Here is a 24311-nt window from a genome sequence, read left to right as displayed (position 1 = left end):
ATGTTAGTGTTGTTTAGTATGGTACACCGAAAATAGAAAACGCTGCCCAATATTTAGGATCATTATCTATTTCTGATTTAAATCTTAAAGTGGCTTGTCTTAAAGCTTCATGGGGCATTAAGTCATTACTTTTTCTTAATTCTTCAAAGAAAAACGACATAAAGATTGCAGTCTTTTCATCATCAATATTCCATAAACTCATCACTACATGATTAGCTCCTGCAATTTGAAAAGAGCGCGCTAAACCTATAATTCCACCTTCATGAGATTTTCCTAAGCCTGTTTGGCAAGCACTTAATACTACAAGATCTGCATGTAAAGAACATTCTTTTCTAATGTTCATTATTTCACTTAAACTAAAATATGCAGAAGAATCTTCAGATTCTGATAACACCAAAAAGCTGTTTTCTAAAGGATTTTCAGAATTTGATATGCCGTGAGTAGCAAAATAGATTAAGTCATAATTACAGATAGAATCCAGCACATTATTTTTAGTAGCTTCTTTTCCTGTGAGTTTTGTATAAGAGTCTTCAGAGAAATCTTTGGTGATCGTATTGACTTCCCTAAGAGTTCCTGGAAGGTCAGGGAAATTCCAGATAGAATCGCTAGGATATTCTGGATTAGCTACAAATAAGGCGTTTTCCCAATTGTATTGTCGTTTTTTATAGTAGTAGTCATCATTATTGAGCTTCTTCGAAACCATTAATTCAAACAGGCTAGGAGCTATAGAATAACTCATGATATTTATGAGTTCTTTATCACCAATTCTAAACGCAGAAAAGGGTAGTGTAGAGATGTTGAAAACAGGAACAATAATAATATGCTCATAGTTTTCTAGACCAAAGGCATCGGGTAATAACAGCTTATTTACGGTTTTTAAGCTAGTTTTTAGTTGACTACTTTTCTTAGAAACAGATTTTGAACCTCTCAGTTTCGGAGATTTATTTTTCCGACCTTTAGAATAATAAAGACTAACATTGTTGATATGATCGACCAATTCTTCAGCCTTTATAGGTTTTTTGGACTGTAATTTTTTTCTATCCTTATCAAAAAGGTTTATAGTGAGTGTATCTTCTTGATGCGTATAGAGAAGTATTGCAGTGGGTTTAGAATAATGCTCTAAGCACCATTCCAAATAATGGTCATCTACATGGCCTGTTTCTAACCAGTCTGGTGGAGCACCTCTAGTTTGGTAAAGTTCTTTAAGGTTTTGCCTATGTAATTGTATGAGTTCTGAAACATCTTGACTAAAAAGTGATAAACTTGAAATAAAGCAAGCATAACACAAAATAGCACAAGATGTTTTTCTGGTAATCATTTATTTTTTTCTTACAATTTCGTAAACAAACTCTGTACTATAACCATCAATTGGTCCGCTAACAGAAGAACCACTGCTTCCGCGAGATTGCGAATAGGTTTGTCCCACAAAACTCTCTAGTGGGTCAGTAACACCTCTTGTGCCAGCACTTTCACCATTTGATTCTACAGTTGGTTTGAAATTGATTGGTGAAGTTGTAGCAAAACCTTTTAATATTAAGGTTTCATAAGGATCTCCGAAACTGTAAACGCAGTTTTTAAAGGTCATGGTTTTACCAGGCGCAATTAAACGTTCATTATCGTTTAGGGTACAATCATTGTTTGGCATGAAAGGTACAATTTCACCTTTGGAGTTTATTTCTATAATGCTGAAATATAATGGACGGTCACTTTTGTTGGTGACTTGTAGATACACTCTGTCGTATTCAGTGTTAACTTGAAATTTCCCAGCCTCATTTGTGAATGCAGTTTCTTCTAAATCTATAATTTCACCTGTTAAATCATCTTTTTTTGCAGGCAATAATTTGAATTCAAATTCATAATCAAGATTGTCTAATTTTAAATTTTTGAGATAGCTGCCTTGTGCGTAATTGAAAAGCGTTTTTGTTACTAATTTACTATTGTAATCGCCATCAATTCGAGTTTGTTTATAGACATCATTTCCTCCATTAGTCGTTATAATGGATAGCTCGGTATTCTTTTTTAATTCTTCAATAATCAGATCGGCTTGGGTGGAATCTTTTACAACTTCACCAAGTTTATTTTCAGTGAGAAAATCGGTAACGCTTTTTTCGACACCTTTAGATTTTAAGGACTTATCAAAATACACTTTAAGAGCAATATCACCATAAGATTGTTTATCAATAAACACCCAATATTTTTTTTCATTTGTAGAGTTTAATGGAGTATCTAGCTTGATAATAGATTCGTTAAATGTTGCTCTTGTAATTTTTCCTTTAGTGATGATTGCGTCGTCTTCAACTTTATTGGTTCCTGATGGAAGAATATTTACGGTTGTACCTTCAAAAAGACGTTGCAATTTTCCTGCGCCAATTTTTATAACATCTGCTCGCGGAACTTTTGTAACTTCAAAATAAGGTTGCTGTTTTACATATTCACCTTTAAATAATTTGTAATCGGCATCACCTTCAATAGTTGGTGTCTGTTTTGGTGAGATAACATTCATATTTGCAGCAATGGCTGAAAAGAGTTTTCTGTATGTGAAATCACTTCCTAATTCATTCATAGCTTTTGAGAAAGCAAAACTTAAAGAACCGTAACCTTCATATTCATAGTTTAATTCGTTGGCGGAAGCTCCAGAAAGCATTACAAAAGGAGCTGCATCAGCACTAACTATGGTTTTTTCTACCATATCGCTTCCTTTGGTATTTCTGTCGGAACTAGGTGTCCAGTTTGGTGGAGCAAAAGTGCCTTCTCCACCACGAGCAACACCACCACGTGTAGAAGAGCCCGAATGGCAACTGTCTAACAACATTAATAGCTGACCATTTTTACCAAGTTTATTTCTAAAGTTTGTAATGATATTTCCTAATTCATCATCTCTTATGTGATTTTCGCCTTTATAGTTTGAAGTATATTTTACCAAAGCATCATAAGGTACAATGGCTTCATCTTTATCATCGATTTCATCTCCATTATTATCAAAAATCTGCTGTCCATGACCAGAGTAATGGATCACGACAATGTCACCAGGTTGTATTTTAGCTTGCAGTGCTTCAATAGCTTTTAAAATACCAGCTCTAGTGGCAGCTTCATCCTTAAGAATAGTGATGTTTTCTGCTTTAAAATTTTGATTTAATAAAGCATTGTTGATTAATGGCACATCATTTACTGAGCTGATAGAAGACCAACCTGTTTTAGCAGGATAGTTGCCAACAGCAATGATTAAAGCATATTTTTCGGCCATAACATTTAGGCTAAACATTAAGGCTGCCAGGATAAATATTTTTTGTTTCATAATAGGTTTAGTTTAAATCGAAAAGACTAAAGGATATACCGAAGTAGTAGCCAAAATCATAGACGTTTTTGGTGTAGTTGTCTATGCTTCCGAAGGTTGTTTCGTCACCAACTTCAATGCCGTTTGTTAGTTTTTTTACAGGGCCATAGGCAACACCTCCTGAAAGTGATAAGCGGCTCTCGCTGCCAAAAAACAGGGAAGGCCCAAAGAGAAAATTAATACCGTTTATATTTTCATTTCCAGAGATCGGAATGGAAAGTCCAAAACTTCCACCGACATTAAATGTTTCACCAAGAAATGGATAGAAATTTACCATAGTACTAAGGTTTGGTACAAAATGATCATTATCGTCGGCACCAACAAAGCCATCGTCATCAATGAAATAATCTTTAGATTTTGAGCCAAAATTATTTAAGGTTAATGCTACACTAGTATTAATTTTGAATCCGCCTTTAGAAGATAATTGTATGTTTCTAGTTTTTAAAGTTGTTTCTTCTCCCTCATTATCTAAGCTATTTGAAAAATCACTTTGAACGAATTTTAATTCAATATTTACCTTATCAGCCGAAAGTTCATAGTCATAAGTTTGCTCAAAATTTGAAGCCTCTAAAACGGTATATAAAGACCGTAATTCTTCTAAAGTTTGAACACTTTGAGAAGTAGATTTGCTTAGGTTGTTCATGAGTTGTTGTAAATCTGCTAAAGCAATATTTTTAGAAACAAGTTCACCACGAGAAAGTTCTTGGTCTGTGCTAGTACTAGATTTTTCAATCTCGCTACTCATAAGGTTAATGCTACTTTCAAGGCTAGATTTACTATCCTTTATAGATTTTTCAACTTTAGCTAAGTACATGTAAAAATTATCTTTTGCACTTGGTAAGCGTATATCTGGTTCGGCATCAGCAGTTTTAATTAAATTATTAAGGATGGTTTCCTTATCTAAATTAGGATTTAGAAGGTTGGAAATCAATGTGGTTTTTAGAGCCGAAACATTAGTTATAGTATTATTCAAATCTTCAAAACTACTTTTGGCTTCTGCACTTCCTCTAGAACCAGGTTCGGATCTAAACATGTTAGAGTCGGGAAGACTAGAAGTGTTTAAGTCTATACTATTCCCAGAAAACGAATTAATACCACCTAAAAGCGAAGTGAAATTAAATCCTTGTCCAGGTTTAATGAGCTGTTCTTCTTTAACGTCAGTCGCAACTTTTACTGCAAATGGGTTGACGTTTTTTAGTTTTATTTCTACAATACTGTTTCGTTTCAGTTTTGGTTTATCTAAAGTATCTACAACCTGACTGTTTTTGTCTAATTTTAAGTAGTTAATCTTTTCAGTCTGATAATCATAAGTTATTCTATAACGTTCTTGAGCGATTAATGTGCTAGTTGAGAAAAGCACAAATAAGAATGCGAGCAGTTGAAAATGTTGTTGTTTTGTTTTCATAATAGGGGAAATTAGAGAGGGTAAAAATCTATTGTTTCACCTTCCAGTATATTTCGTTTTTTAATTTAGCTAAGTAAAGGCTTTTTCGTTTTAGAGCACGTTGTCCAGACTGAATTATATCAAAAATATCGGATATGATTGAGTTGGTATCTGCAAAATACGAATGACTTAAGAAACTAGTGTCAATTCCTGTAGCGTCAATAGTTTCAATGCCATTTAGAATTACCATTTTTTCACCAGCATCGCCAGCTCTTGGATTTCCATGTAATAATTTTGAAGCTTTTAATGCCAAATCATCTGCAGAAACATAAAGCGTAATTGGCTTTTTGGTTTTTGAAACCATTTGAGGAGCAATTTCATTTTTGAAAACATCAGCATCAATATCTGGAGCTGCTAGAATAATTTCCTTAATCTTTGAACGCAACTCAGGTTTGCTCTCCATGACTTCAACAATAGCTCTTGTTAAGCCTCTGTTTCCCATACTATGGGCCACAAGGTAAATTTCTTTAGCGCCAGATTTGGATAAATAGTCTTCTAAAAAGCGTTTTATGTTTTTTCGAGACCATTCTATGTTTTCTTCATCTTTTCCGTATCTAAATGTAGATGCTTGCGAAGGCCAACTGTAAAAGACAGCTTTGCCATCAAACTTTAAATCGTAAGAAATTTGAGCTGTTCGTTTTGCTGCTTCACTAAAAGAAGTATTGTAACCGTGAACAAACAAGAAGGTACTTTTCTTTTCGGACTTCTGAATATCATCAGCTAGTTTCTTGAAGAATTTTTGCTTTTCCAATAATGTTATTTCATGTAGCATAACGTGTTTGGAAGGATCTTCTGAAAATTCGAATTTCCAGATGGATGGGGTTTCAACTTCCCCAACGCGATGATCGTGAGGAATACTTACATCTACTACACCATATTTTAGTTTAGACCGTTCTACACCAAAGGCTTTATTAAGATCTTCTGATGAAGTGTAATTTCTGTCAGTTCCAAAATATATAGGCAGTTTTACAAAATCAGGACCTTCTGTAGTTGTAAGACCACGACCAATTTTATTATTATCAATGTAGGTTAAACAAATCTTGAAAGTTTGTTCAATAGGTGAGTTGTCAATCAAGTAAGTAATTCTGATTTCAAAATCATTACCTTTTTTAAAACTATCGTTAGAAAGTAGCCAAAATTTGAAATCAAAGGCATTGAACCTTTCAATAGTTTGAAACTCTTCAGTTTTGTAATTAGCAGCAACTTGAATTTTTAAGCTGTCTAATGAAGTACTTGGTTGTACTTTTATCAGCTTGAAATTACTGTAATCACTTCGGTTGTTAAGACAAGAATCTAACTTAACTAGAGTTGAATCTTGTAGCTTGATATAATCATTGTTTTGTGCCAATAATGATGAGGAAAACATCAGAGCTACAAACAAATAAATGATTGACAGAGGTTTGTGAAACAGTTGTGTTAAGACTCGTAACATCTTGATTGTGATTTAACGTGATTGTTATAGCTTTCCCTTTCTAGCTTTTTTTAAGTGTTTAGCTAAATCCTTGTAGACATTTGCTTTTGCTATCTTTTCAGGACGTTTATTGTCTTTGTTTTTTGCACCAGCATCGACTCCTTTTTTTACTAAAACTTCAACTAAACTCTTGTTGCCATTTTTAGCTGCTATATGCAATAAATTATCATTAGTCTTTGTCTTGATATTTACATCAGCTCCATAATAAATAAGAGTTTCGGCAAGTTTACTATTATTGTTTATTACGGCGTTTTGTAAAGCTGTATGTGTAGAAGACATGCCGGCATCTGCAAAAATTCCTTTGTCTAGGATGACCTTTAACGTTTCAATATCATTTTTATTAATTGAAAAATCTATAAGTTCTCGAGCTGAGTCATCAGATAGTTTTTCTGCAGTGTACTCTAATACTATTCCCAATGCATAATCATTGCTATAATTAAGAGCCATTTTTTCAAACCTGCCATTGGTGTCAGAGTAATTATGGTTGAAAATCCACTTGTAAGTTGACCAAGATTTGAAACGATCATCTAATTTGTTCTTTAAGGCATATTCTAAATTTTCATAAACGGAACTTATAAGAATATTGACTGGTATTTTTGTAATTCTGTGCGATGCACATCCAGGATTGTCTTCAACATCTTGAAAACTTACAGTCTTTACACAGTCGCACCAATAGTCATACTTATAGTCGCCTGTGTATTTTCCTGCAAAAAAACTATACTCAGCAGTAGTTCTTACTAATATACCTTCAATAAAGCCGTTTTTGTCGAAAACTGGTCCTCCAGAATTTCCTGGAAAGGCATCTATATCACTTTTAAACCAAGTTTCTTGGCTGGTATCTACTACAGTAGCGTTGGTAGTAAATTTTAGAGGTAATCCCGTTGGACAACCAATAGTGTTTATAGGTCCATCTAGCAATACTTCACCACTTGTTCTAAAACGGTATGGAGCTCTATTAGATTTTTTCTTTAGCTTAAGAACGGCATAGTCATTTTTATTGTCTTCTGTAAGATCTGAAGCAATTATACTTTCTACCTCAAAAATGTTTTCGGGTTTAAATTTTAATTTTTTGCCATCTACAAAATCAGAGTCGCTTGTGTAATCAAAAACCCATACATATTTATTAGCATCTTCCATAGAATTTATGCAATGACCAGCTGTGACTAATACATCTGGAGCAATCAAAAAGCCTGTGCAAGATCCTACAGTCGGCTGGTCCAAAAATTTAACGTTGTCATCAAATTTATCTGTTCCAAATTGTCTTTTTAAAAGATCTCTTAAAGACCATGCGTAGAATTCATTGTTGTAAATGGCTGTTTTAGGAATCATAACAGCAGTGGCTCTTACAAAATCTTTAAAACCTTCTGCATCCTTAACTTCTTTACGGTCATCATCACCAAATACACCTCTGGAAACATCTGTTCCTGGTTCTGCAAATGGATATTCTAATGTTTGATTTTGAGAATTAACTGGTAATACACATAGGTTTACTAATAAAACCCATAGGATTAGATTAATATTCTTCATGATAATTATTAATTAATAGCGCTTTAAAGTTATTGCTTTTTATGATTTAAACAAGTAATATGCCAAAATGATAAGCTATTGATAGTACTTTAATAATATCAGTGAGATAATTGTAATTAAATTGATTGAGAAAATAAACTTGATAAGAGGCAAGATAAATTTTAGTCTAAGGCATTTTTTGTCACAAAAACACGCCAACCTATAATAGCAAGCTGTAGCTTAGATGCTCTGCTAAGGTCTAGTTGTTTTTTACTGTAAGAGGGAAGAATAGCTTTATTAAGTTTTGCTAAGATTTTAAAGAAAGCCTTTTTCATTTTTTTCTAGTAAAATAACTTTTGTGTTATTCCCTTAGAAACAAAAATAGTAAAACTTATTCTAGAACTAAGTTTTACGTATTTTGATTGGTTGGTTATTTTTTAGAATATCGAAAATATTATTTCAATAATCAATTTAGCTAATGTCATCATAATTTTTTTGGTTTAGAGGTTAATAATTTGTTTTATTTTTTTGATTGAGTTTTCAATATATATCGAGAACAAATATTCCTCCAAGCGTTTTTATAAAAATCGACGAAATTGCATTTACATTTGTAACTTTAAAAATGAAAAGTATTATATATTTTTATATAATGTCTTCATATAAGTTTTAAATTGTTTTATAAAATATGTTTTATTGTTATAATTTGTAATATTTGTAGGGGTTTTTTGAGGCCTTTTTTTAAAACGTAGAGGAATTTTATTCCCAAAACACTCATTTTTTAGCTTTTCATCTTTTTCAAAAATTTAGATTATGAAAAAACACTGTGTTTAAAACCTGTGTTTTCTTAAATAATTTTTAGTTAACACTTCCGATTAATATTAGGCTATCTTTGCAAAAAAAAATATTTGATATGAAAAGAGTTTTACTTCTAATGTTATTTTTAATACCTAGTCTTAATTGGTCTCAGGTTTTACTTATAAATGAATTAGATGCAGATACACCAAGTACAGATACCGAAGAGTTTATTGAGTTAAAATCTCAAACTCCCAATTTTTCTACTGATGGTTATATTTTGGTGTTTTTTAATGGTTCTACTAGTGGAGGAGATGCAAGTTATATGGTTATTGACCTCAATGGATACTCTACAGACAATAATGGGCTTTTGGTTATTGGGAATGTAGGAGTAAGACCTTTTCCTCAGGGTGTAATATCTGATAATGTTATTCAAAATGGAGCAGATGCAGTGGGTATATATCAAGCATCAGTATTTGATTTTCCAGAAGGAACTGTTGCAACTCAGGTTAACTTAATTGATGCGATGGTTTACGGTACAAATGATGCAGTGGATACTGGTCTTTTATCCTTGCTAGGAGAAACTACACAGTATAATGATAGTGGTACCAATGCTAATCCAAGATCAATACAACGTTTTGATGATGGTTTGGGAAATATTACTTTTTCTTCTGAAACACCAACGCCAAGAAGAGAAAATGATGGTTCAGGAATTCCAATTAATCCAGTATCAATAATTGTGAGTGATACTCAATATGGCGAAGGTGAAACTTTTGATATTACATTTATGGCTGAGACCAATTTAACCTCAGATTTAAATTTTAATATCAGTTTATCTAATGAAGGATTCGATACTTCAGATTATACAGGAAATACTTCACTAACAATTCCTGCAGGGCAAAATACAACAACCATAAGTATAACTTTGATTGATGATACTGAAGATGAGGGAGACGAAGTATTGCTTATTCGTTTTTTAGATTTGGTAGAACCAATAGTGCCTTCTAATAATTATGTAGAAGTTAGAGTAGTGGATAACGACTTTACTATAGCGCCTTTTGGAACTCCTGTTAATCCAACCTACGGAGTTGTGGCTAGTACACAGCCTAATGGTTATTACGATAGTTTGGATGGTTTGGCAGATACAGCACTTAGACAAGCTTTACAAGATATTATTGCAGACCCTACAACTGTAAGGGCTCAAACCTATGCAGATGTTATAGATATTTTGAAAGAAGCGGATCAGAACCCTTTAAACAGTAATCAGGTTTGGTTGGTTTATTCAGAGGAAGGGCGAGCAAAGTTAGATTTACAAACCGGTTCTTCTAATGTAGGTAAATGGAATAGGGAACATACATTTCCAAGATCTAGAGGTGGTTTTTACAGTATTGAAGAAGATGAGGTTGCGGATGGAGTTGATGTGTATTGGACAACCGAAGCGGATTCTCTAAGGCATGGGAATTCTGATGCACATGCTTTAAGAGCGGTTGATGGACAAGAAAATAGTAGTAGAGGTAATCAGTTTTATGGGCAATACACCGGACCTTCTGGAACTTTAGGAATGTTTAGAGGAGATGTGGCTAGGAGTGTTTTTTATATGGCAGTCCGTTATAACGGTTTAGAAATTGTAAATGGTTATCCGGAGAGCTCAGTGGGTGATTTTGGTGATTTAGCAACTTTGTTAGATTGGCATAGAAATGATCCACCAGATGATTTTGAAATGAATAGAAACAATGTGGTTTATAATTGGCAGTTCAATAGAAATCCATTTATAGATCAACCAGATTTAATAGAATACATTTGGGGAAATAATGTAGGTGATGTATGGACGCAATCTTTGAGCATTGAAGATGAATTGCAACTAAAGGTAAGTTTATACCCAAACCCTACAGATAATAGAATCTATATTTCAGGATTACATTCCGAAGCTTCTGCAGAAGTGTTTTCTATTGAAGGTAAACTTCTTAAAAGTTATAGCACTGTGAATGATTATATAGATTTAGAATTGGTTTCTGGTATATACATGTTAAAGTTAAAAACTGAAAATAGCTCTGTCGTGAAGAAGATTGTTGTGAGGTAGTTTATATATTAAATATCAAAAAAGCCAAACTTATAAAGTTTGGCTTTTTTGATTTTGTATATGTAACTTTTAATTTAAGCTACTGGTTCTAACTACTAGCTTACCTTCAGAAATCCCATATTCTATATTAGCAATTCCGTTATTATCTTTGTAGGTGGCGCTTGTTTTATTTCCATTTTTATTTTCCAGGGTGATTTTTATGCTTACTAGTTCACCAGTTTTATTTCTTTCTATTTTTGAGTATTTTACAGAAATATCTTCTCTCTCGAGTGTTGTTTTTTGAAGATCAAGAATATAATCTTTACTATCTTTATCAATATAAACTAAAGTTCCATTTCGAGTAGGGTTTTCATCATCATAATATTGTACGCTGTAGGCTATTTCCCATTTAGCATCAGTTTCTTTATTACTAGACTTAGTGGTCCATATGTTTTCGTCTTTAAGATCAATTATTACAACACCATTTTTGCCTTTTTTACCATAAGCTTCTATAGCTTTTTCTCCTTTTATTATCTCCATCTTTTCGACGGTATTTGAACTTATTGTAGAAATAGGTTTTTCAAAAGTTTTACCGTTAACTATATATAATGGTCTTGGGGTTTCATCGAAAGCAGATTTTAATTTTATTTCATTAGGTTTTAATATTTTAATATGTTCACTGTGAATTTGTACGGGTTCATCACTTTGAAAATAGAGATCAGACTTTAGTTTTGTCAATTTCTTTATTTCCACAGAATCTAAAGAGTTATAATATTGAGTGTCGTTATTTTTTATTTTTTCTTCAATTTTTTTAATCATTATGTTTTTCTGATTATCATATTCTTTAGCTTGGGTTGAGTCTACTGAATACAGCTTGTCTTCATTTTTGTTGTAAATAAATGTTTTTGGTTTTGATATCTGTATTTTATTGTTGGTAGTATCAATTTCTTCAATAATTATAATTTCATCATTGCCAAAATTTCCAACACCAAACCTGTCTTCATTCATTTCAAAATAAAATGGCTTTATACCAACGCTGCCAGAAACTCCGTAGTTAGCACTATTATCATTAGATTTAAAGGTGATATTGATGGTTGTTATTTCTCCGTTATTGTTCCTTTTTATTTTATTGATAATCATTTCAACTCCTTGAGATTTTAGCTCTTTTGAAATGTTTTTTAACTCTTCATCAGATATCGATTTATTGAAAATTACTTTTATAGAATTCTTTGTGTTTTTTAAAAAAGATTGATGTGCTCTTTCTTTTAAAGTATTAATACGTTCTTGTTTTATTGTCTCAGTATCTATTTGATCATCAAAATGTAAGGTTGAACCATTTAGATTACCCACAAAACCTCCTTTGTCTCCATATAGCTCTTTGTAGATTAAGAAAGAATTTATGGGATTTATTGAATTGCCACCTCCATAGCTATGTCCGTAAAATTTAACAAATAGATTGGTCAATTCATTATTTTTATTTCTTTTGATTTTACTAAAGAGTAGAGAACCTCCATGGTTTTTAACAAATTTAGACATTGCCTCAAGCTCTTTGTCAGTAGTTTTGTCTGTGACTATCAGCTCTATGGTTTTATCACTAGATGTTTTAGAAACCCCAGATTCTACATAAACCTCTTTAGTATTCATGCTTATAAGCAGTCCTGCCAAGAGAGGAAGTATTAATAAATATTTCCACTGCCTTTTGTTGTTTGATTTTGATTTGTTCAACATAACGATTCGTTTTTTGATTGATGAATTGTATAAATTATTTGAAAATGAAATATTATATTTTGTAATGCTTGTTTTTAAGAGTAAGCGTTGGTAGTCTTTTTGTGTTTTAGATTTACTTTGTGTGTATTTGTCAGCTATGTACTCTAAGTTTTGTTGAACATCTTTTTTATATAGCCAGATTAAAGGATTGAACCAGAATAAAACACGTGCCAATTCAGTAAATACAAGGTCTATAGAATGTAATTGGTCGACATGAATTTTTTCATGTGTCAGCATTAGTTTTAATTGTTCGTCATTAAAACTGTTTGGGTTGTAAACAATCCATTTAAAAAATGAGAATGGTGATATTTTCTTGTCGATAAATACATAAGTGTATAGATTGTCTTTTCTTTTCGGGTTTCTTAAAAGCAGAACAATTAATGATCCGAAACGAAATACAAATTGAATCAAAAATAGTATCACGCCAGAGATATAAATTGTTGAAAATAAGTTAATCCAGTTGAAAGGTTCGGCAGTATTAATTTCTTGGTAGTTTATAGGAGTATTTTCAGGGACAATAAAATTATTTTCTGGTATAGCTACAGGTTCAATGATGATTTCAATAGGTATTATAATTAGAGGGAATATTGCAGCTGCTAATATTCCTAGTAATAAAAACCATCTGTTGTGCTCAAAAAAAGTTTCTTTCTTTAAAAAGAAATTATAACAAAGATAAAATAATGCAATTACGGCACTTGATTTTAAAAGATATTCCATAATCAATCTTTCTTTTCTATTAGTGCAATAATTTCTTTAAGCTCATCTACGCTTATTTTTTCTTCTTTGGCAAAGAAAGACACAACGTTTTTGTATGAATTATTAAAATAATTTTCAATAGCGGTATTCATAAATTTCGTTTTGTAATCTTCTTTAGAGATGATAGGGTAGTATTGATGGGTTTTGCCATAGGCATTATAACTAACATAACCTTTTTCTTCCAGGTTTCTTATGATTGTGGAAAGTGTATTGTAATGTGGTTTATCATCAGTTATCTCAGCAAGTACATCCTTTACGAAGGCTTTTTCTAGCCGCCATAAAATATGCATTATTTCTTCTTCCTTATTTGTGAGCTTTAGCATAACTGTATTTGTTTTTTAATTGATATATTTCAAATATAACTATTTTTGTAGTTATAAAACTATAATAATAGTTATTTAACGAAAAATTTAGTTTTTAGTTTGTGTAAAAATGAAGTAGTATCTTCGCAACTCAAATAATTAAAGCTTTAATTTTATAGTACGAATATGAGTATACTCCTTGTTGTTGCTGGTTTAGCGTTGTTAGTTGTAGGTGGTGATTTTTTGGTTAGAGCATCGGTAGGATTGTCTTTTAAATTAAAAATCTCAAAGCTTGTCATTGGTATGACTGTAGTGTCTTTCGCCACTTCAGCACCAGAACTTTTAGTGAGTTTACAGGCGGCATTAGATGGAGTTTCTGATATAGCTCTTGGTAATGTTATAGGTTCTAATATAGCTAATATTGGACTTGTTTTGGGGATTACGGCTATGATTTCTCCATTAGTTGTTGATAGGGAATTTTATAAGTTGAATTGGCCAATGATGATGCTAATATCATTTGCACTTTATTTTTGTTTAAATAATGATAAAGTTTTAACAGCTCTAGAAGGAGTTATATTATTTGTGGCTTTAGTCATTTTTCTTATAATTTTAATAAGAAATTCAAGAAGAACTTTAACAGCAAATGTGGATGAAGTTAACGATGCGTTGGCTGAAGTTTCTAACTTCAAAATCGTTATGTGGTTGCTAATTGGGGCGGCAGGTTTGTATTTTGGTTCTGAATGGTTAGTACAAGGGGCAAAACAATTAGCGGAAGCAGTAGGTGTAAGTGATTATGCTATTTCGGTTACAGTGATTGCTATTGGTACTAGTGTGCCTGAGTTAGCGGCTTCGGTAATTGCGGCTTTAAAGAAAGAAAAAGCTATATCTTTAGGGAATCTCATAGGTTCTAACATATTTAATATAGCATCTGTTTTAGGGTTAACAGCTATCATAAAACCTATTGCGGTAAATCCTGACACACCAGAAATCTTGTCTACTAATATATTCTGGATGATTGCTTTTGCAGCAGTATTAATCCCTTTGATGATTCTTCCAAAACGATTTGAAATAGGACGTTATAAAGGAATGCTATTGTTTGGCGCATATATGGTATTTATTTATTTAACACTTAAATAAAAAAAAAAGACCCATTTATTTTAAATGAGTCTTCTTTAAACTTAATATTTATTTACGTTGTCTTAAACGTCTGCACTTTTTACAGTTTTCACTATTCTACCAGCTACTTTGTATGGATCAGCATTAGAAGCAGGACGTCTATCTTCTAACCAACCTTTCCAGCCTTTTTCAACTGTAATAATTGGGATACGAATTGAAGCACCTCTATCAGAAACTCCATAGCTAAATTCATCTATAGATTGAGTTTCGTGCTCACCAGTTAAACGTTGATCGTTAAACTCTCCATACACAGCGATATGCTCTTGAACAACAGGTCTAAATGCTTCACAAATTTTTTCGTAAGTTGCTTTGTCACCACAAGTTCTTAATACTTCATTAGAGAAGTTAGCGTGCATACCAGAACCATTCCAGTCCATGTCTTTACCTAATGGCTTTGGATGATAATCTATATAGTAACCGTATTTTTCAGTTAAACGATCTAATAAGTAGCGTGCTACCCAGATTTCGTCTCCTGCTTTTTTTGCACCTTTAGCAAACAATTGAAACTCCCACTGACCAGAAGCAACCTCTTGATTGATACCTTCAAAATTTAAGCCAGCAGCAATACATAAATCAGCATGTTCTTCTACAAAAGCTCTTCCGTGAGTATTTCTTCCACCAACAGAGCAGTAGTAAAGACCTTGAGGCGCAGGATATCCACCAACAGGGAAACCTAAAGGTAATTGAGTTTTCTTATCCATGATAAAATATTCTTGCTCAAAACCAAACCAAAAATCATTATCATCATCATCAATCGTTGCTCTACCATTAGATTCGTGAGGAGTGCCATCAGCATTTAAAACCTCTGTCATTACTAAATAGCCATCTTTTCTTGTAGGATCAGGATAGATTGCTACAGGTTTTAATAAACAATCAGAAGCACCTCCTGAAGCTTGTCTTGTAGACGAACCATCAAAAGACCAAATAGGACAATCTTCCAGTTTTCCACTGAAATCCTCTTCTACTTTGGTTTTACTTCTCATATTTTGAGTAGGCTTATAGCCGTCAAGCCATATATACTCTAACTTAGATTTACTCATTGTGTTGTTATTTAATAGGTTTTCAAGTGCAAATATTGTTATTTTTTTCTATTGCTCAAAAAAAAGAGGGGTAATTAGATGAAAGGTTATTAATTAATTATTAACAGCCCTAATATTTAAGGGGTGTGTTTTAGGAAAATCATTTATTCGTATTTTTGCGCCCTAAAAACTAAGAATATGTCAACATTGAGATTTCATGCTATAAAAGAATCTTTAAATAGAAAACCATTAGAGATTAAAGAATTTAAAAGGCGTTCCGAAGCTTTTGGTGCTAATGTTTTTAATCAAACATCTATGCGTCAGTACTTAACAAAATCGGCGTTAAACAGTATAACGGAAGCTATAGAAAAAGGCACTAAAATAGATAGAGTTACTGCTGATCATATTTCAACAGGAATGAAAGAATGGGCTGTTTCTAAAGGTGCAACACACTATACACATTGGTTTCAGCCTTTAACGGGTTCCACAGCAGAGAAACATGATGCCTTTTTTGAAACTATAGGCGATGGATTATCTATTGAAAAATTTGAAGGAAGTCAGTTAGTTCAGCAAGAACCTGATGCTTCAAGTTTTCCAAATGGAGGAATAAGAAACACTTTTGAAGCACGCGGTTATACGGCTTGGGATCCTTCTTCACCAGCATTTGTTTATGGAACTACACTGTGTATTCCTACAGTTTTTGTGGCTTATACAGGTGAAGCCTTAGATTATAAAACACCATTGTTGAGAGCGCTTCAGATAGTAGATAATGCTGCAGTAGCTGTATGTAAGTATTTTGATAAAAATGTAAAAAAGGTAAATGCATCATTGGGGTGGGAGCAAGAATACTTTTTAATCGATAGCACGCTAGTGGCATCTAGACCAGATATTGCTTTAACAGGAAGAACACTTTTGGGGCATTCGCCAGCAAAAGGACAGCAGTTAGATGATCATTATTTTGGTACTATTCCTAATCGAGCAATGGCTTACATGAGGGATTTAGAAAATGAATGCATGCTTTTAGGGATTCCTGTAAAAACAAGACATAATGAAGTGGCACCAAATCAATTTGAGCTAGCTCCAATTTTTGAGGAGGCTAACTTAGCTGTAGATCATAACTCTTTATTAATGGATGTGATGCAGAAGGTTGCTGAACGTCATAATTTTTCTGTACTTCTTCATGAAAAACCTTTTGCGGGTGTCAACGGTTCGGGTAAACATAATAATTGGAGTTTAGGTACAGATACAGGTGTTAATCTTCTGTCTCCAGGAAAAACACCTATGAGTAACCTTCAATTTTTAACCTTCTTCATTAATACTATTAAAGCAGTATTAAAATATGAAGAGCTCCTTCGAGCGTCTATTGCTTCGGCTAGTAATGATCATAGGTTAGGAGCAAATGAGGCACCTCCTGCAATTATCTCAATATTTATAGGAGAGCAATTAACTAAGGTTTTAGAAGAGCTTGAAACGGTAACGAAAGGTAAATTATCTCCAAAGGAAAAAACAGATCTAAAGCTTAATGTTGTTGGGAAAATACCTGAAATTCTTCTGGATAACACAGATAGAAACAGAACCTCGCCATTTGCTTTTACAGGGAATAAATTTGAATTTAGAGCTGTGGGATCAATTGCAAACTGTGCAAACCCGATGACGGTTTTAAATACAATTGTAGCTAAGCAGTTAATCGATTTTAAAGTTGAAGTTGATAAATTGATAGATGGAAAAGGCATGAAAAAAGATGATGCTATCTTCAATGTGTTGCGCGAGTATATTAAGACGTCGAAAACTATTCTTTTTGAAGGTAATGGTTATAGTGAAGATTGGGAGAAAGAGGCAAAGAAACGTGGTTTGAGTAATAACAAAACAACACCTAAAGCCTTAAAGGTTAAAATATCAGAATCAACTTTAGAACTTTTTGAAAATTTAGGTGTGATGAACAAAGTTGAATCTGAAGCACGCTATGAAATTGAGATGGAAGACTATGTTATGCGAATTCAAATAGAGAGTCGTGTAATAGGTGATATTGCCAGAAATCATGTTGTACCAACAGCGGTGAGATATCAAAATATATTGATAAAGAATGTTACGGGTTTAAAAACTATTTATGGAGATAATTTTAAAGAAGTAGCGAAAGAACAATTGTCTCTTATAGAGCAGATTTCAAAACATATAGAGGCTATAAATTCTTTGGTAACGCAAATGACGGAAGAGCGAAAAACTTGTAATACCTATATAGATATAGATAAAAAGGCAGACGGCTATTGTAATAAAGTTAAGCCCTTGTTTGATAAGATTAGATACAACTGTGATAAGCTAGAACTTTTGGTAGATGATGAACTTTGGCCATTGACAAAATACAGGGAGTTACTATTCACTAAATAGTAATTTTGAGTGTTATTTGAATGTTAATTCGTTGAAAAGCATACGTAATCATACGTACAAAAGTTAAATTAAAAATTGTGATTTATGTCGTTTGTCGATTACATTTAACGAATTATCGAAAAGGGGGTTAAATCATGTTAAAAAACTTGTATCTCCCATTTTTACAAGGGGTTTATTTAGTATTTTTGTAGTGCTATTAATCAATATTTGTAAAAATGAGAAAGTTACTATTAAGCGTAGCTATACTTGTGGGTGCAACCTTAATTCTTTCACAAGACAATTCAGAAGACTTGAACGATGTTACTAAAGAAAACATTGTAGATATTCAGTCAAAGCTACAAGCAGAATCTTAAAAAAGATTTTTAACATAGGCAATTTAATTATTGTCATAAAGAAGAAAGATAAAATTGGAAACAGTTTTATCTTTTTTTGTGTTATACATTTTCCTCATAATTAATGTATTGCTAAATATTTTTCTATATTGCGGCGCTCCTATATCTATGTGAAATAAACGTACTATTAAATTGTAGTTTATGATTTCTAAACATAGAGTCGTTTTTTTATTTACTTTAATGTGCCTGGTGTGCATTAATTTTTCATTTTCTCAAGAACAAAATAGTAGAAAGGAAAAGTTAATAATAAACAGGCTCGACTTCTATGATTACCGAGGGGTCTGGGGATTAGATGTGGCAGCAGGAAACTCTATCATAAATGGGGATTATCAAGATCCTGAATTTGAAATTTACTTTAGAGGTGGTTTTAAATACCATATTACAAGCCATCTTAATTTTAATGCAACTTACAATAAGTATAATCTAGCTTATAAAGAGTTTTATAATAAAGGCTTTATGTCTTTTGATTTAAACTTAGAACTTTTATTAAACCCTTTTGGTCGATTTACACCTTATTTATATGCAGGAGGAGGGTATAATGCTAGTAACTATTTTGAGGAAACTTCGAATAAAGTTCAGGGTGGGTTTGGTGTTGAAGTTATTGTTTTAGAACATTTAGGATTAAAGATTTTTGGGGAATATAATCATGCTTTTACAGATGAGCTTGATGAAATGACTACTGGAGACACAGATGATGTGTTTTACAGAATAGGTTTAGGGCTTAACGTCTACTTTGGTGGCCAGAAAAAAAGAGAAAAACTTAGAAAAAAAATAAAGACAGTTATTAATTCTAACCCAATAGTTCCTAATAATTAAACACAATCCTTATTTTTGCATAACCAATCTTAATAATCCTCAATGAGCAATTCGGTTAGCAAAAGATATGCACAACGTGGTGTTTCTGCCTCAAAGGAAGATGTGCATAACGCTATTAAAAATATAGACAAAGGTTTATTTCCAAAAGCATTTTGTAAAATAGTTCCAGATTATTTAACCAATGATGATGACTATTGCTTAATAATGCATGCAGATGGTGCTGGTACAAAGTCGTCTTTAGCTTATATGTATTGGAAGGAAACAGGCGATATATCGGTATGGAAAGGCATAGCTCAAGATGCTTTAATTATGAATATTGATGACCTTCTGTGTGTTGGTGCTACAGATAATATTATGTTGTCTTCTACAATAGGAAGGAATAAAAATCTTATTCCAGGAGAGGTGATTTCAGCCATTATAAATGGAACAGAAGAGCTTATTGAAGATTTGAATTCGTTTGGAGTTACTATTCACTCAACAGGTGGTGAAACTGCAGATGTTGGAGATCTGGTAAGAACAATCATAGTAGATTCTACAGTTACAGCTAGAATGAAACGCTCTAATGTTATAGACAATGCAAATATTTCTGAAGGAGATGTTATTGTTGGTCTTGAATCTTTTGGTCAGGCGACTTATGAAGCTCAATATAACGGAGGAATGGGAAGTAATGGACTTACATCAGCAAGACACGATGTGTTTGCAAAGTACCTAGCAGAAAAATACCCAGAAAGTTTTGACGCTGCGGTGCCAGATGAGCTGGTATATTCAGGTACAATAAAGCTAACAGATGAAGTAGCAGATTCACCAATAGATGCAGGTAAACTAGTGTTGTCACCAACCAGAACATACGCTCCGATTATAAAAGCAATCCTAAATAAATATCAAAGTGATTCTATACACGGTATGGTGCACTGTAGTGGTGGTGCTCAGACAAAAATTTTACACTTTGTAGAAAGCCTTCATATTATCAAAGATAATATGTTCAAAATACCACCGTTATTTAAATTGATACAAGAACAGTCTAAAACCGATTGGAAAGAGATGTATCAAGTTTTTAACTGTGGTCATCGTATGGAATTGTACGTAAAGCCAGAAGTAGCTGAAGATATTATAGCTATTTCAAAATCGTTTAATGTAAATGCTCAAGTTATAGGTAGAGTAGAATCTTCAGATGAAAAGAAGTTGACTATTCAAAGTGAGTATGGTACATTCAATTATTAATAAAATGACAAAATATTTTTCGTATTTCTTAGTTGTAGCTTCCTTATTTTTTATAAATAATCTAACAGCTCAACCAGACTCTTTGTTTTTCAAGTCCAAGGAAGCTAAAAAAGTTATTGCACCAAGTTGGAAAATGGTAAAAGAAGTAGGTTTGTATCTTAACCAAGTATCTTTTACAAACTGGAATGCTGGTGGTGCAAACTCTATTTCTGCTATTGCAACAGGAAAAGCAGCTGCTAAATATAAAGACGAATATCTATTTTGGAATTCCTCTGTGTCATTGCGTTATGGTATAAATAAACAAGAAGATCAAAGTGTGCAAAAAACAGAAGATGTTATTGAATTAATTTCTAATTTAGGATTTCAAAAAGACTCCACAAGTAATTGGTTTTATTCTGCAAAGTTTAGCTTTAATTCTCAATTTTCATACGGATATAATTATCCTGATACTTCGCAACCTATTTCCAAATTTATGGCACCAGGCTACATGTTTTTTGGAGCTGGTATGGAATATGGTAGGCACATAGATCGTTTGTCTTTTTATGCCTCACCGCTCACTGTTAAAACAACATTTGTGCTAGATGATTATTTAGCAAATATTGGAGCTTTTGGTGTAGATCCAGCAATTTATGATGATGAAGGGAATCTACTAAAACCAGGGAAAAAAACAAGAAATGAATTAGGTATTCTTTTAACAAATCAATACGAAGAAGAGTTATTTGAGAATATAAAAGTGAATAGTCTTGTAAGGCTTTATACAGACTACATCAATAGTTTTGGTAATGTAGATTTAGAATGGGAGCTTACTTTTGATATGAAAGTAAACAAATACGTAAAAGCGATGTTAGGCTCTCATCTAAGGTACGATAATGATGTCAAAACCGAAGTAGAAACTGATGAAACGACTAACCAAGAATATGTTATTTCTGGTCCTAAATTACAGTGGAAACAGCTACTTGGAGTAGGTGTTGTTGTGGACTTAAATAGTATTGGAAAGAGTTAGTAATAGGGTGATTCAAAATAATTCTTTTTTCTGGCTTGTAATTTCCAAATTCTTAAAAATTTTCTTATTCAAACCTCTTTGAGTTAAACGATTTTTATCTGTCTTATTTTTTTAAAGGTGCTAAAATAAAATATTTTTTTGTTAACTTTTTTGTGTTGATAAAATTTTAAATGTATGATTTTTAATATTTTATGAATTTTTTTTGAAAACTTTCTGATTTTTGCCATGTTGTAAGTTTTTGATTTTTGTTTACTTTGCTGTTGCAATTAATTCATCTAACGACTTAAATCACAAACTAACCATGAGTACACAAACCCAGTCCAAAGTACATTCCAAAACTTACTCACAAGAAGAAGCTTTTGAAGCTTCATTACAATATTTTAATGAAGACGATTTAGCTGCGAGAGTTTGGGTAAATAAGTATGCATTAAAAGATTCTCAAGGCAATATTTATGAGTTAACTCCAAACGATATGCATAGGCGTATTGCTAAAGAAATTGCCAGAATTGAAGCGCGTTACCCAAATCCATTATCGGAAGATGAAATCTTTGATCATATAAAAGATTTTAAATATATCGTACCTCAAGGAAGTCCAATGGCAGGTATTGGTAATCCATATCAAATAGCCTCATTGTCTAATTGTTTTGTTATAGGAAATGAAGGAAATTCTGATTCTTACGGTGGAATTATGAAAATCGATCAAGAACAGGTGCAATTAATGAAACGACGTGGTGGTGTTGGTCATGATTTATCTCATATTAGGCCAAAAGGTTCACCTGTTAAAAATTCTGCTTTAACATCAACAGGTATTGTGCCCTTTATGGAGCGTTATTCAAATTCAACCAGAGAGGTGGCTCAAGATGGAAGAAGAGGTGCTCTTATGCTGTCAGTTTCAATAAATCATCCAGATTCTGAAGATTTTATTGATGCAAAATTAGAGCAAGGAAAAGTTACGGGTGCTAACGTTTCTGTTAGGATAGATGATACTTTTATGAAAGCCGTAAAGTCTAATACGGACTATACTCAGAAGTATCCAATATTTAGTGAAAATCCTAAATTTTCCAAAACTATCGAAGCTGACAGATTATGGAAAAAAATAGTTCATAATGCCTGGAAATCGGCTGAACCTGGTATTTTATTTTGGGATACAATAATTAATGAGTCTGTGCCAGATTGTTATGCTGATTTAGGTTACAAAACCGTATCAACAAATCCATGTGGCGAGATACCATTATGTCCTTATGATTCTTGTCGTTTGTTAGCTATCAACTTATTTTCTTATGTAGAGAATCCTTTTACGGATAAAGCATCATTCAATTTTACACTGTTTAAAAAGCATGTGCATGTGGCACAACGCATTATGGATGATATTATTGATTTAGAGCTTGAAAAGATTGATGCTATTTTAGAGAAAATCGATGCAGATCCAGAGTTAGACGAAGTTAAAGCTACGGAACGAAATTTATGGATGAATATTAGAACAAAAGCCAAAGAAGGACGTAGAACAGGAATTGGTATTACTGCCGAAGGAGATATGTTGGCGGCTTTAGGAATTCAATATGGAAGTGAAGAGGGTAATGCTTTTTCTGTTGAAGTTCACAAAACTTTAGGCATTGAAGCTTACAGAGCATCTGTTTATACCGCAAAGGACAGAGGTGCTTTTGAAATTTTCGATGCAAAAAGAGAAGAAAATAATCCTTTTATTCAACGTATAAAGGAAGCAGACGAGAAATTATATTATGAAATGCTAGAGTATGGTAGAAGAAATATAGCTTTATTAACTATTGCACCAACAGGTACTACAAGCTTGATGACACAAACTTCTTCAGGAATTGAGCCTGTATTTCTACCAGTTTATAAAAGACGACGAAAAGTTAATCCAAATGATAAAGACGTTAGGGTTGATTTTGTAGATGAAGTTGGAGATTCATGGGAAGAGTATGTAGTGTTTCATCATAGATTTAAACAATGGATGGAAGTCAATGGTATAGATACTACTAAAAATTATGGGCAAGAAGAACTCGATGAGCTCGTACAAAAATCACCATATTATAAAGCTACCTCAAATGATGTAGATTGGTTGAGTAAAGTGACTATGCAAGGTGCCGTACAAAAATGGGTAGATCATTCAATTAGTGTAACAATTAACCTTCCTAATGATGTTTCTGAAGAATTGGTCGGTGATTTATATCTAAAAGCTTGGGAAGTTGGCTGTAAAGGTGTAACAGTTTACAGGGATGGATCACGATCTGGTGTTTTAATTTCTAATGATGAAAAGAAAGATAACGAAAATGAAGAATCTACTTCAGCTTTTCCAGTAAAACGTCCGCAAATTTTAGAGGCAGATGTTGTCCGTTTTCAAAATAATAAAGAAAAATGGATTGCCTTTATTGGGTTAATAGATGGTAAACCTTATGAGATTTTTACAGGACTGGCGGATGATGAAGATGGTATTTTAATTCCACGTTGGGCAGAAGGAGGTCTTATTATTAAAAATAGAGACGAAGATGGTAACTCTCGTTATGATTTTCAGTATAAAAATAAAAGAGGTTACAAAACAACGATAGAAGGTCTGTCTTATAAATTCAACCCGGAGTATTGGAACTATGCCAAGCTTATTTCTAGTACATTGCGTCACGGTATGTCTATTGATAAAATAGTTGATTTAATAAATAGTCTACAACTTGATGGTGAGAATATTAATACTTGGAAAAATGGTGTAGTAAGAGCATTGAAACGCTATGTTGCTGATGGAACAAAAGCCAAAGGTCAAAAATGTTCTAATTGTAATTCGGAAAACTTAATTTATCAAGAAGGCTGTTTAACCTGTAACGATTGTGGTTCTTCTAAATGCGGATAAGAAAACAG

General features: G+C 32.7%; 17 protein-coding genes. 8 read left to right on the top strand and 9 right to left on the bottom strand.

The window, feature by feature from the left end:
- Positions 1-13: 13 nt before the first annotated feature.
- From QGM60_RS00675 to QGM60_RS00650, 6 genes are all read right to left on the bottom strand, one after another.
- Complete coding sequence (locus tag QGM60_RS00675; protein ID WP_281138272.1) at positions 14-1318, bottom strand: CHAT domain-containing protein; 1305 nt, start codon at positions 1316-1318, stop codon at positions 14-16.
- A complete protein-coding gene (locus QGM60_RS00670) occupies positions 1319-3295 on the bottom strand; it encodes a caspase family protein (RefSeq protein WP_281138271.1) in 1977 nt (658 codons plus the stop codon).
- 7 nt (positions 3296-3302) lie between these two features.
- Positions 3303-4739: a hypothetical protein gene (locus QGM60_RS00665; RefSeq protein WP_281138270.1), complete on the bottom strand. Its 1437-nt coding sequence runs from the start codon at positions 4737-4739 to the stop codon at positions 3303-3305.
- Positions 4740-4767: 28 nt separating this feature from the next.
- A complete protein-coding gene (locus QGM60_RS00660; RefSeq protein WP_281138269.1) occupies positions 4768-6210 on the bottom strand; it encodes an alpha/beta hydrolase in 1443 nt (480 codons plus the stop codon).
- A 24-nt stretch (positions 6211-6234) separates the two neighbouring features.
- The gene (locus tag QGM60_RS00655) at positions 6235-7776 is read right to left on the bottom strand and encodes a trypsin-like peptidase domain-containing protein (protein WP_281138268.1); all 1542 of its coding nucleotides are present in this window, start codon (positions 7774-7776) and stop codon (positions 6235-6237) included.
- A 161-nt stretch (positions 7777-7937) separates the two neighbouring features.
- The gene (locus QGM60_RS00650; protein ID WP_281138267.1) at positions 7938-8090 is read right to left on the bottom strand and encodes an SsrA-binding protein; all 153 of its coding nucleotides are present in this window, start codon (positions 8088-8090) and stop codon (positions 7938-7940) included.
- A 575-nt stretch (positions 8091-8665) separates the two neighbouring features.
- Between QGM60_RS00650 and QGM60_RS00645 the strand changes: the two genes are divergently transcribed.
- A complete protein-coding gene (locus tag QGM60_RS00645) occupies positions 8666-10627 on the top strand; it encodes an endonuclease (RefSeq protein WP_281138266.1) in 1962 nt (653 codons plus the stop codon).
- Positions 10628-10696: 69 nt separating this feature from the next.
- Here QGM60_RS00645 and QGM60_RS00640 read toward each other — a convergent pair whose 3' ends face one another.
- Positions 10697-13090: a M56 family metallopeptidase gene (locus tag QGM60_RS00640; RefSeq protein WP_281138265.1), complete on the bottom strand. Its 2394-nt coding sequence runs from the start codon at positions 13088-13090 to the stop codon at positions 10697-10699.
- 2 nt (positions 13091-13092) lie between these two features.
- Complete coding sequence (locus QGM60_RS00635; RefSeq protein ID WP_281138264.1) at positions 13093-13452, bottom strand: BlaI/MecI/CopY family transcriptional regulator; 360 nt, start codon at positions 13450-13452, stop codon at positions 13093-13095.
- 165 nt (positions 13453-13617) lie between these two features.
- Between QGM60_RS00635 and QGM60_RS00630 the strand changes: the two genes are divergently transcribed.
- Complete coding sequence (locus QGM60_RS00630; protein ID WP_281138263.1) at positions 13618-14568, top strand: calcium/sodium antiporter; 951 nt, start codon at positions 13618-13620, stop codon at positions 14566-14568.
- 62 nt (positions 14569-14630) lie between these two features.
- Here the strand turns inward: QGM60_RS00630 and QGM60_RS00625 are convergent, their stop codons facing one another.
- Entirely contained in the window at positions 14631-15647 is a 1017-nt protein-coding gene (locus tag QGM60_RS00625; protein ID WP_281138262.1) for a glutamine synthetase beta-grasp domain-containing protein, read from the bottom strand.
- Positions 15648-15824: 177 nt separating this feature from the next.
- Between QGM60_RS00625 and QGM60_RS00620 the strand changes: the two genes are divergently transcribed.
- The 6 genes from QGM60_RS00620 (at position 15825) to QGM60_RS00595 (ending at position 24303) form a co-directional block, all read left to right on the top strand.
- Positions 15825-18011 (top strand): glutamine synthetase III, encoded by a 2187-nt coding sequence (locus QGM60_RS00620; protein WP_281138261.1) that lies wholly within the window; start codon positions 15825-15827, stop codon positions 18009-18011.
- A 215-nt stretch (positions 18012-18226) separates the two neighbouring features.
- Positions 18227-18364: a hypothetical protein gene (locus QGM60_RS00615; protein ID WP_281138260.1), complete on the top strand. Its 138-nt coding sequence runs from the start codon at positions 18227-18229 to the stop codon at positions 18362-18364.
- A 180-nt stretch (positions 18365-18544) separates the two neighbouring features.
- Complete coding sequence (locus QGM60_RS00610; protein ID WP_281138259.1) at positions 18545-19219, top strand: Curli production assembly/transport component CsgG; 675 nt, start codon at positions 18545-18547, stop codon at positions 19217-19219.
- 42 nt (positions 19220-19261) lie between these two features.
- The gene (locus QGM60_RS00605; protein ID WP_281138258.1) at positions 19262-20440 is read left to right on the top strand and encodes an AIR synthase related protein; all 1179 of its coding nucleotides are present in this window, start codon (positions 19262-19264) and stop codon (positions 20438-20440) included.
- Positions 20441-20444: 4 nt separating this feature from the next.
- Positions 20445-21443, top strand: coding sequence for a DUF3078 domain-containing protein (locus QGM60_RS00600; protein WP_281138257.1), 999 nt, complete (start codon positions 20445-20447; stop codon positions 21441-21443).
- A gap of 301 nt (positions 21444-21744) precedes the next feature.
- On the top strand, positions 21745-24303 hold the full coding sequence (locus QGM60_RS00595; protein ID WP_281138256.1) for an adenosylcobalamin-dependent ribonucleoside-diphosphate reductase: 2559 nt from the start codon (positions 21745-21747) through the stop codon (positions 24301-24303).
- Positions 24304-24311 lie beyond the last annotated feature (8 nt).

It is taken from the genome of Winogradskyella sp. SYSU M77433 (assembly GCF_029911945.1).
In the GTDB taxonomy this organism is placed as follows: domain Bacteria; phylum Bacteroidota; class Bacteroidia; order Flavobacteriales; family Flavobacteriaceae; genus Winogradskyella.
Note: the sequence above shows the minus strand (reverse complement) of the source record. Positions and strands in the feature narration are given on the sequence as shown.

Excerpts from the sequence above, each read along its gene's own strand:
- QGM60_RS00605 (WP_281138258.1), top strand. The coding sequence starts at position 19,262 with ATGAGCAATTCGGTTAGCAAAAGATATGCACAACGTGGTGTTTCTGCC.
- QGM60_RS00665 (WP_281138270.1), bottom strand. The coding sequence starts at position 4,739 with ATGAAAACAAAACAACAACATTTTCAACTGCTCGCATTCTTATTTGTG.
- QGM60_RS00640 (WP_281138265.1), bottom strand. The coding sequence starts at position 13,090 with ATGGAATATCTTTTAAAATCAAGTGCCGTAATTGCATTATTTTATCTT.
- QGM60_RS00630 (WP_281138263.1), top strand. The coding sequence starts at position 13,618 with ATGAGTATACTCCTTGTTGTTGCTGGTTTAGCGTTGTTAGTTGTAGGT.
- QGM60_RS00595 (WP_281138256.1), top strand. The coding sequence starts at position 21,745 with ATGAGTACACAAACCCAGTCCAAAGTACATTCCAAAACTTACTCACAA.
- QGM60_RS00615 (WP_281138260.1), top strand. The coding sequence starts at position 18,227 with ATGAGAAAGTTACTATTAAGCGTAGCTATACTTGTGGGTGCAACCTTA.
- QGM60_RS00670 (WP_281138271.1), bottom strand. The coding sequence starts at position 3,295 with ATGAAACAAAAAATATTTATCCTGGCAGCCTTAATGTTTAGCCTAAAT.
- QGM60_RS00645 (WP_281138266.1), top strand. The coding sequence starts at position 8,666 with ATGAAAAGAGTTTTACTTCTAATGTTATTTTTAATACCTAGTCTTAAT.
- QGM60_RS00610 (WP_281138259.1), top strand. The coding sequence starts at position 18,545 with ATGATTTCTAAACATAGAGTCGTTTTTTTATTTACTTTAATGTGCCTG.
- QGM60_RS00635 (WP_281138264.1), bottom strand. The coding sequence starts at position 13,452 with ATGCTAAAGCTCACAAATAAGGAAGAAGAAATAATGCATATTTTATGG.
- QGM60_RS00620 (WP_281138261.1), top strand. The coding sequence starts at position 15,825 with ATGTCAACATTGAGATTTCATGCTATAAAAGAATCTTTAAATAGAAAA.
- QGM60_RS00660 (WP_281138269.1), bottom strand. The coding sequence starts at position 6,210 with ATGTTACGAGTCTTAACACAACTGTTTCACAAACCTCTGTCAATCATT.
- QGM60_RS00655 (WP_281138268.1), bottom strand. The coding sequence starts at position 7,776 with ATGAAGAATATTAATCTAATCCTATGGGTTTTATTAGTAAACCTATGT.
- QGM60_RS00650 (WP_281138267.1), bottom strand. The coding sequence starts at position 8,090 with ATGAAAAAGGCTTTCTTTAAAATCTTAGCAAAACTTAATAAAGCTATT.
- QGM60_RS00600 (WP_281138257.1), top strand. The coding sequence starts at position 20,445 with ATGACAAAATATTTTTCGTATTTCTTAGTTGTAGCTTCCTTATTTTTT.
- QGM60_RS00675 (WP_281138272.1), bottom strand. The coding sequence starts at position 1,318 with ATGATTACCAGAAAAACATCTTGTGCTATTTTGTGTTATGCTTGCTTT.
- QGM60_RS00625 (WP_281138262.1), bottom strand. The coding sequence starts at position 15,647 with ATGAGTAAATCTAAGTTAGAGTATATATGGCTTGACGGCTATAAGCCT.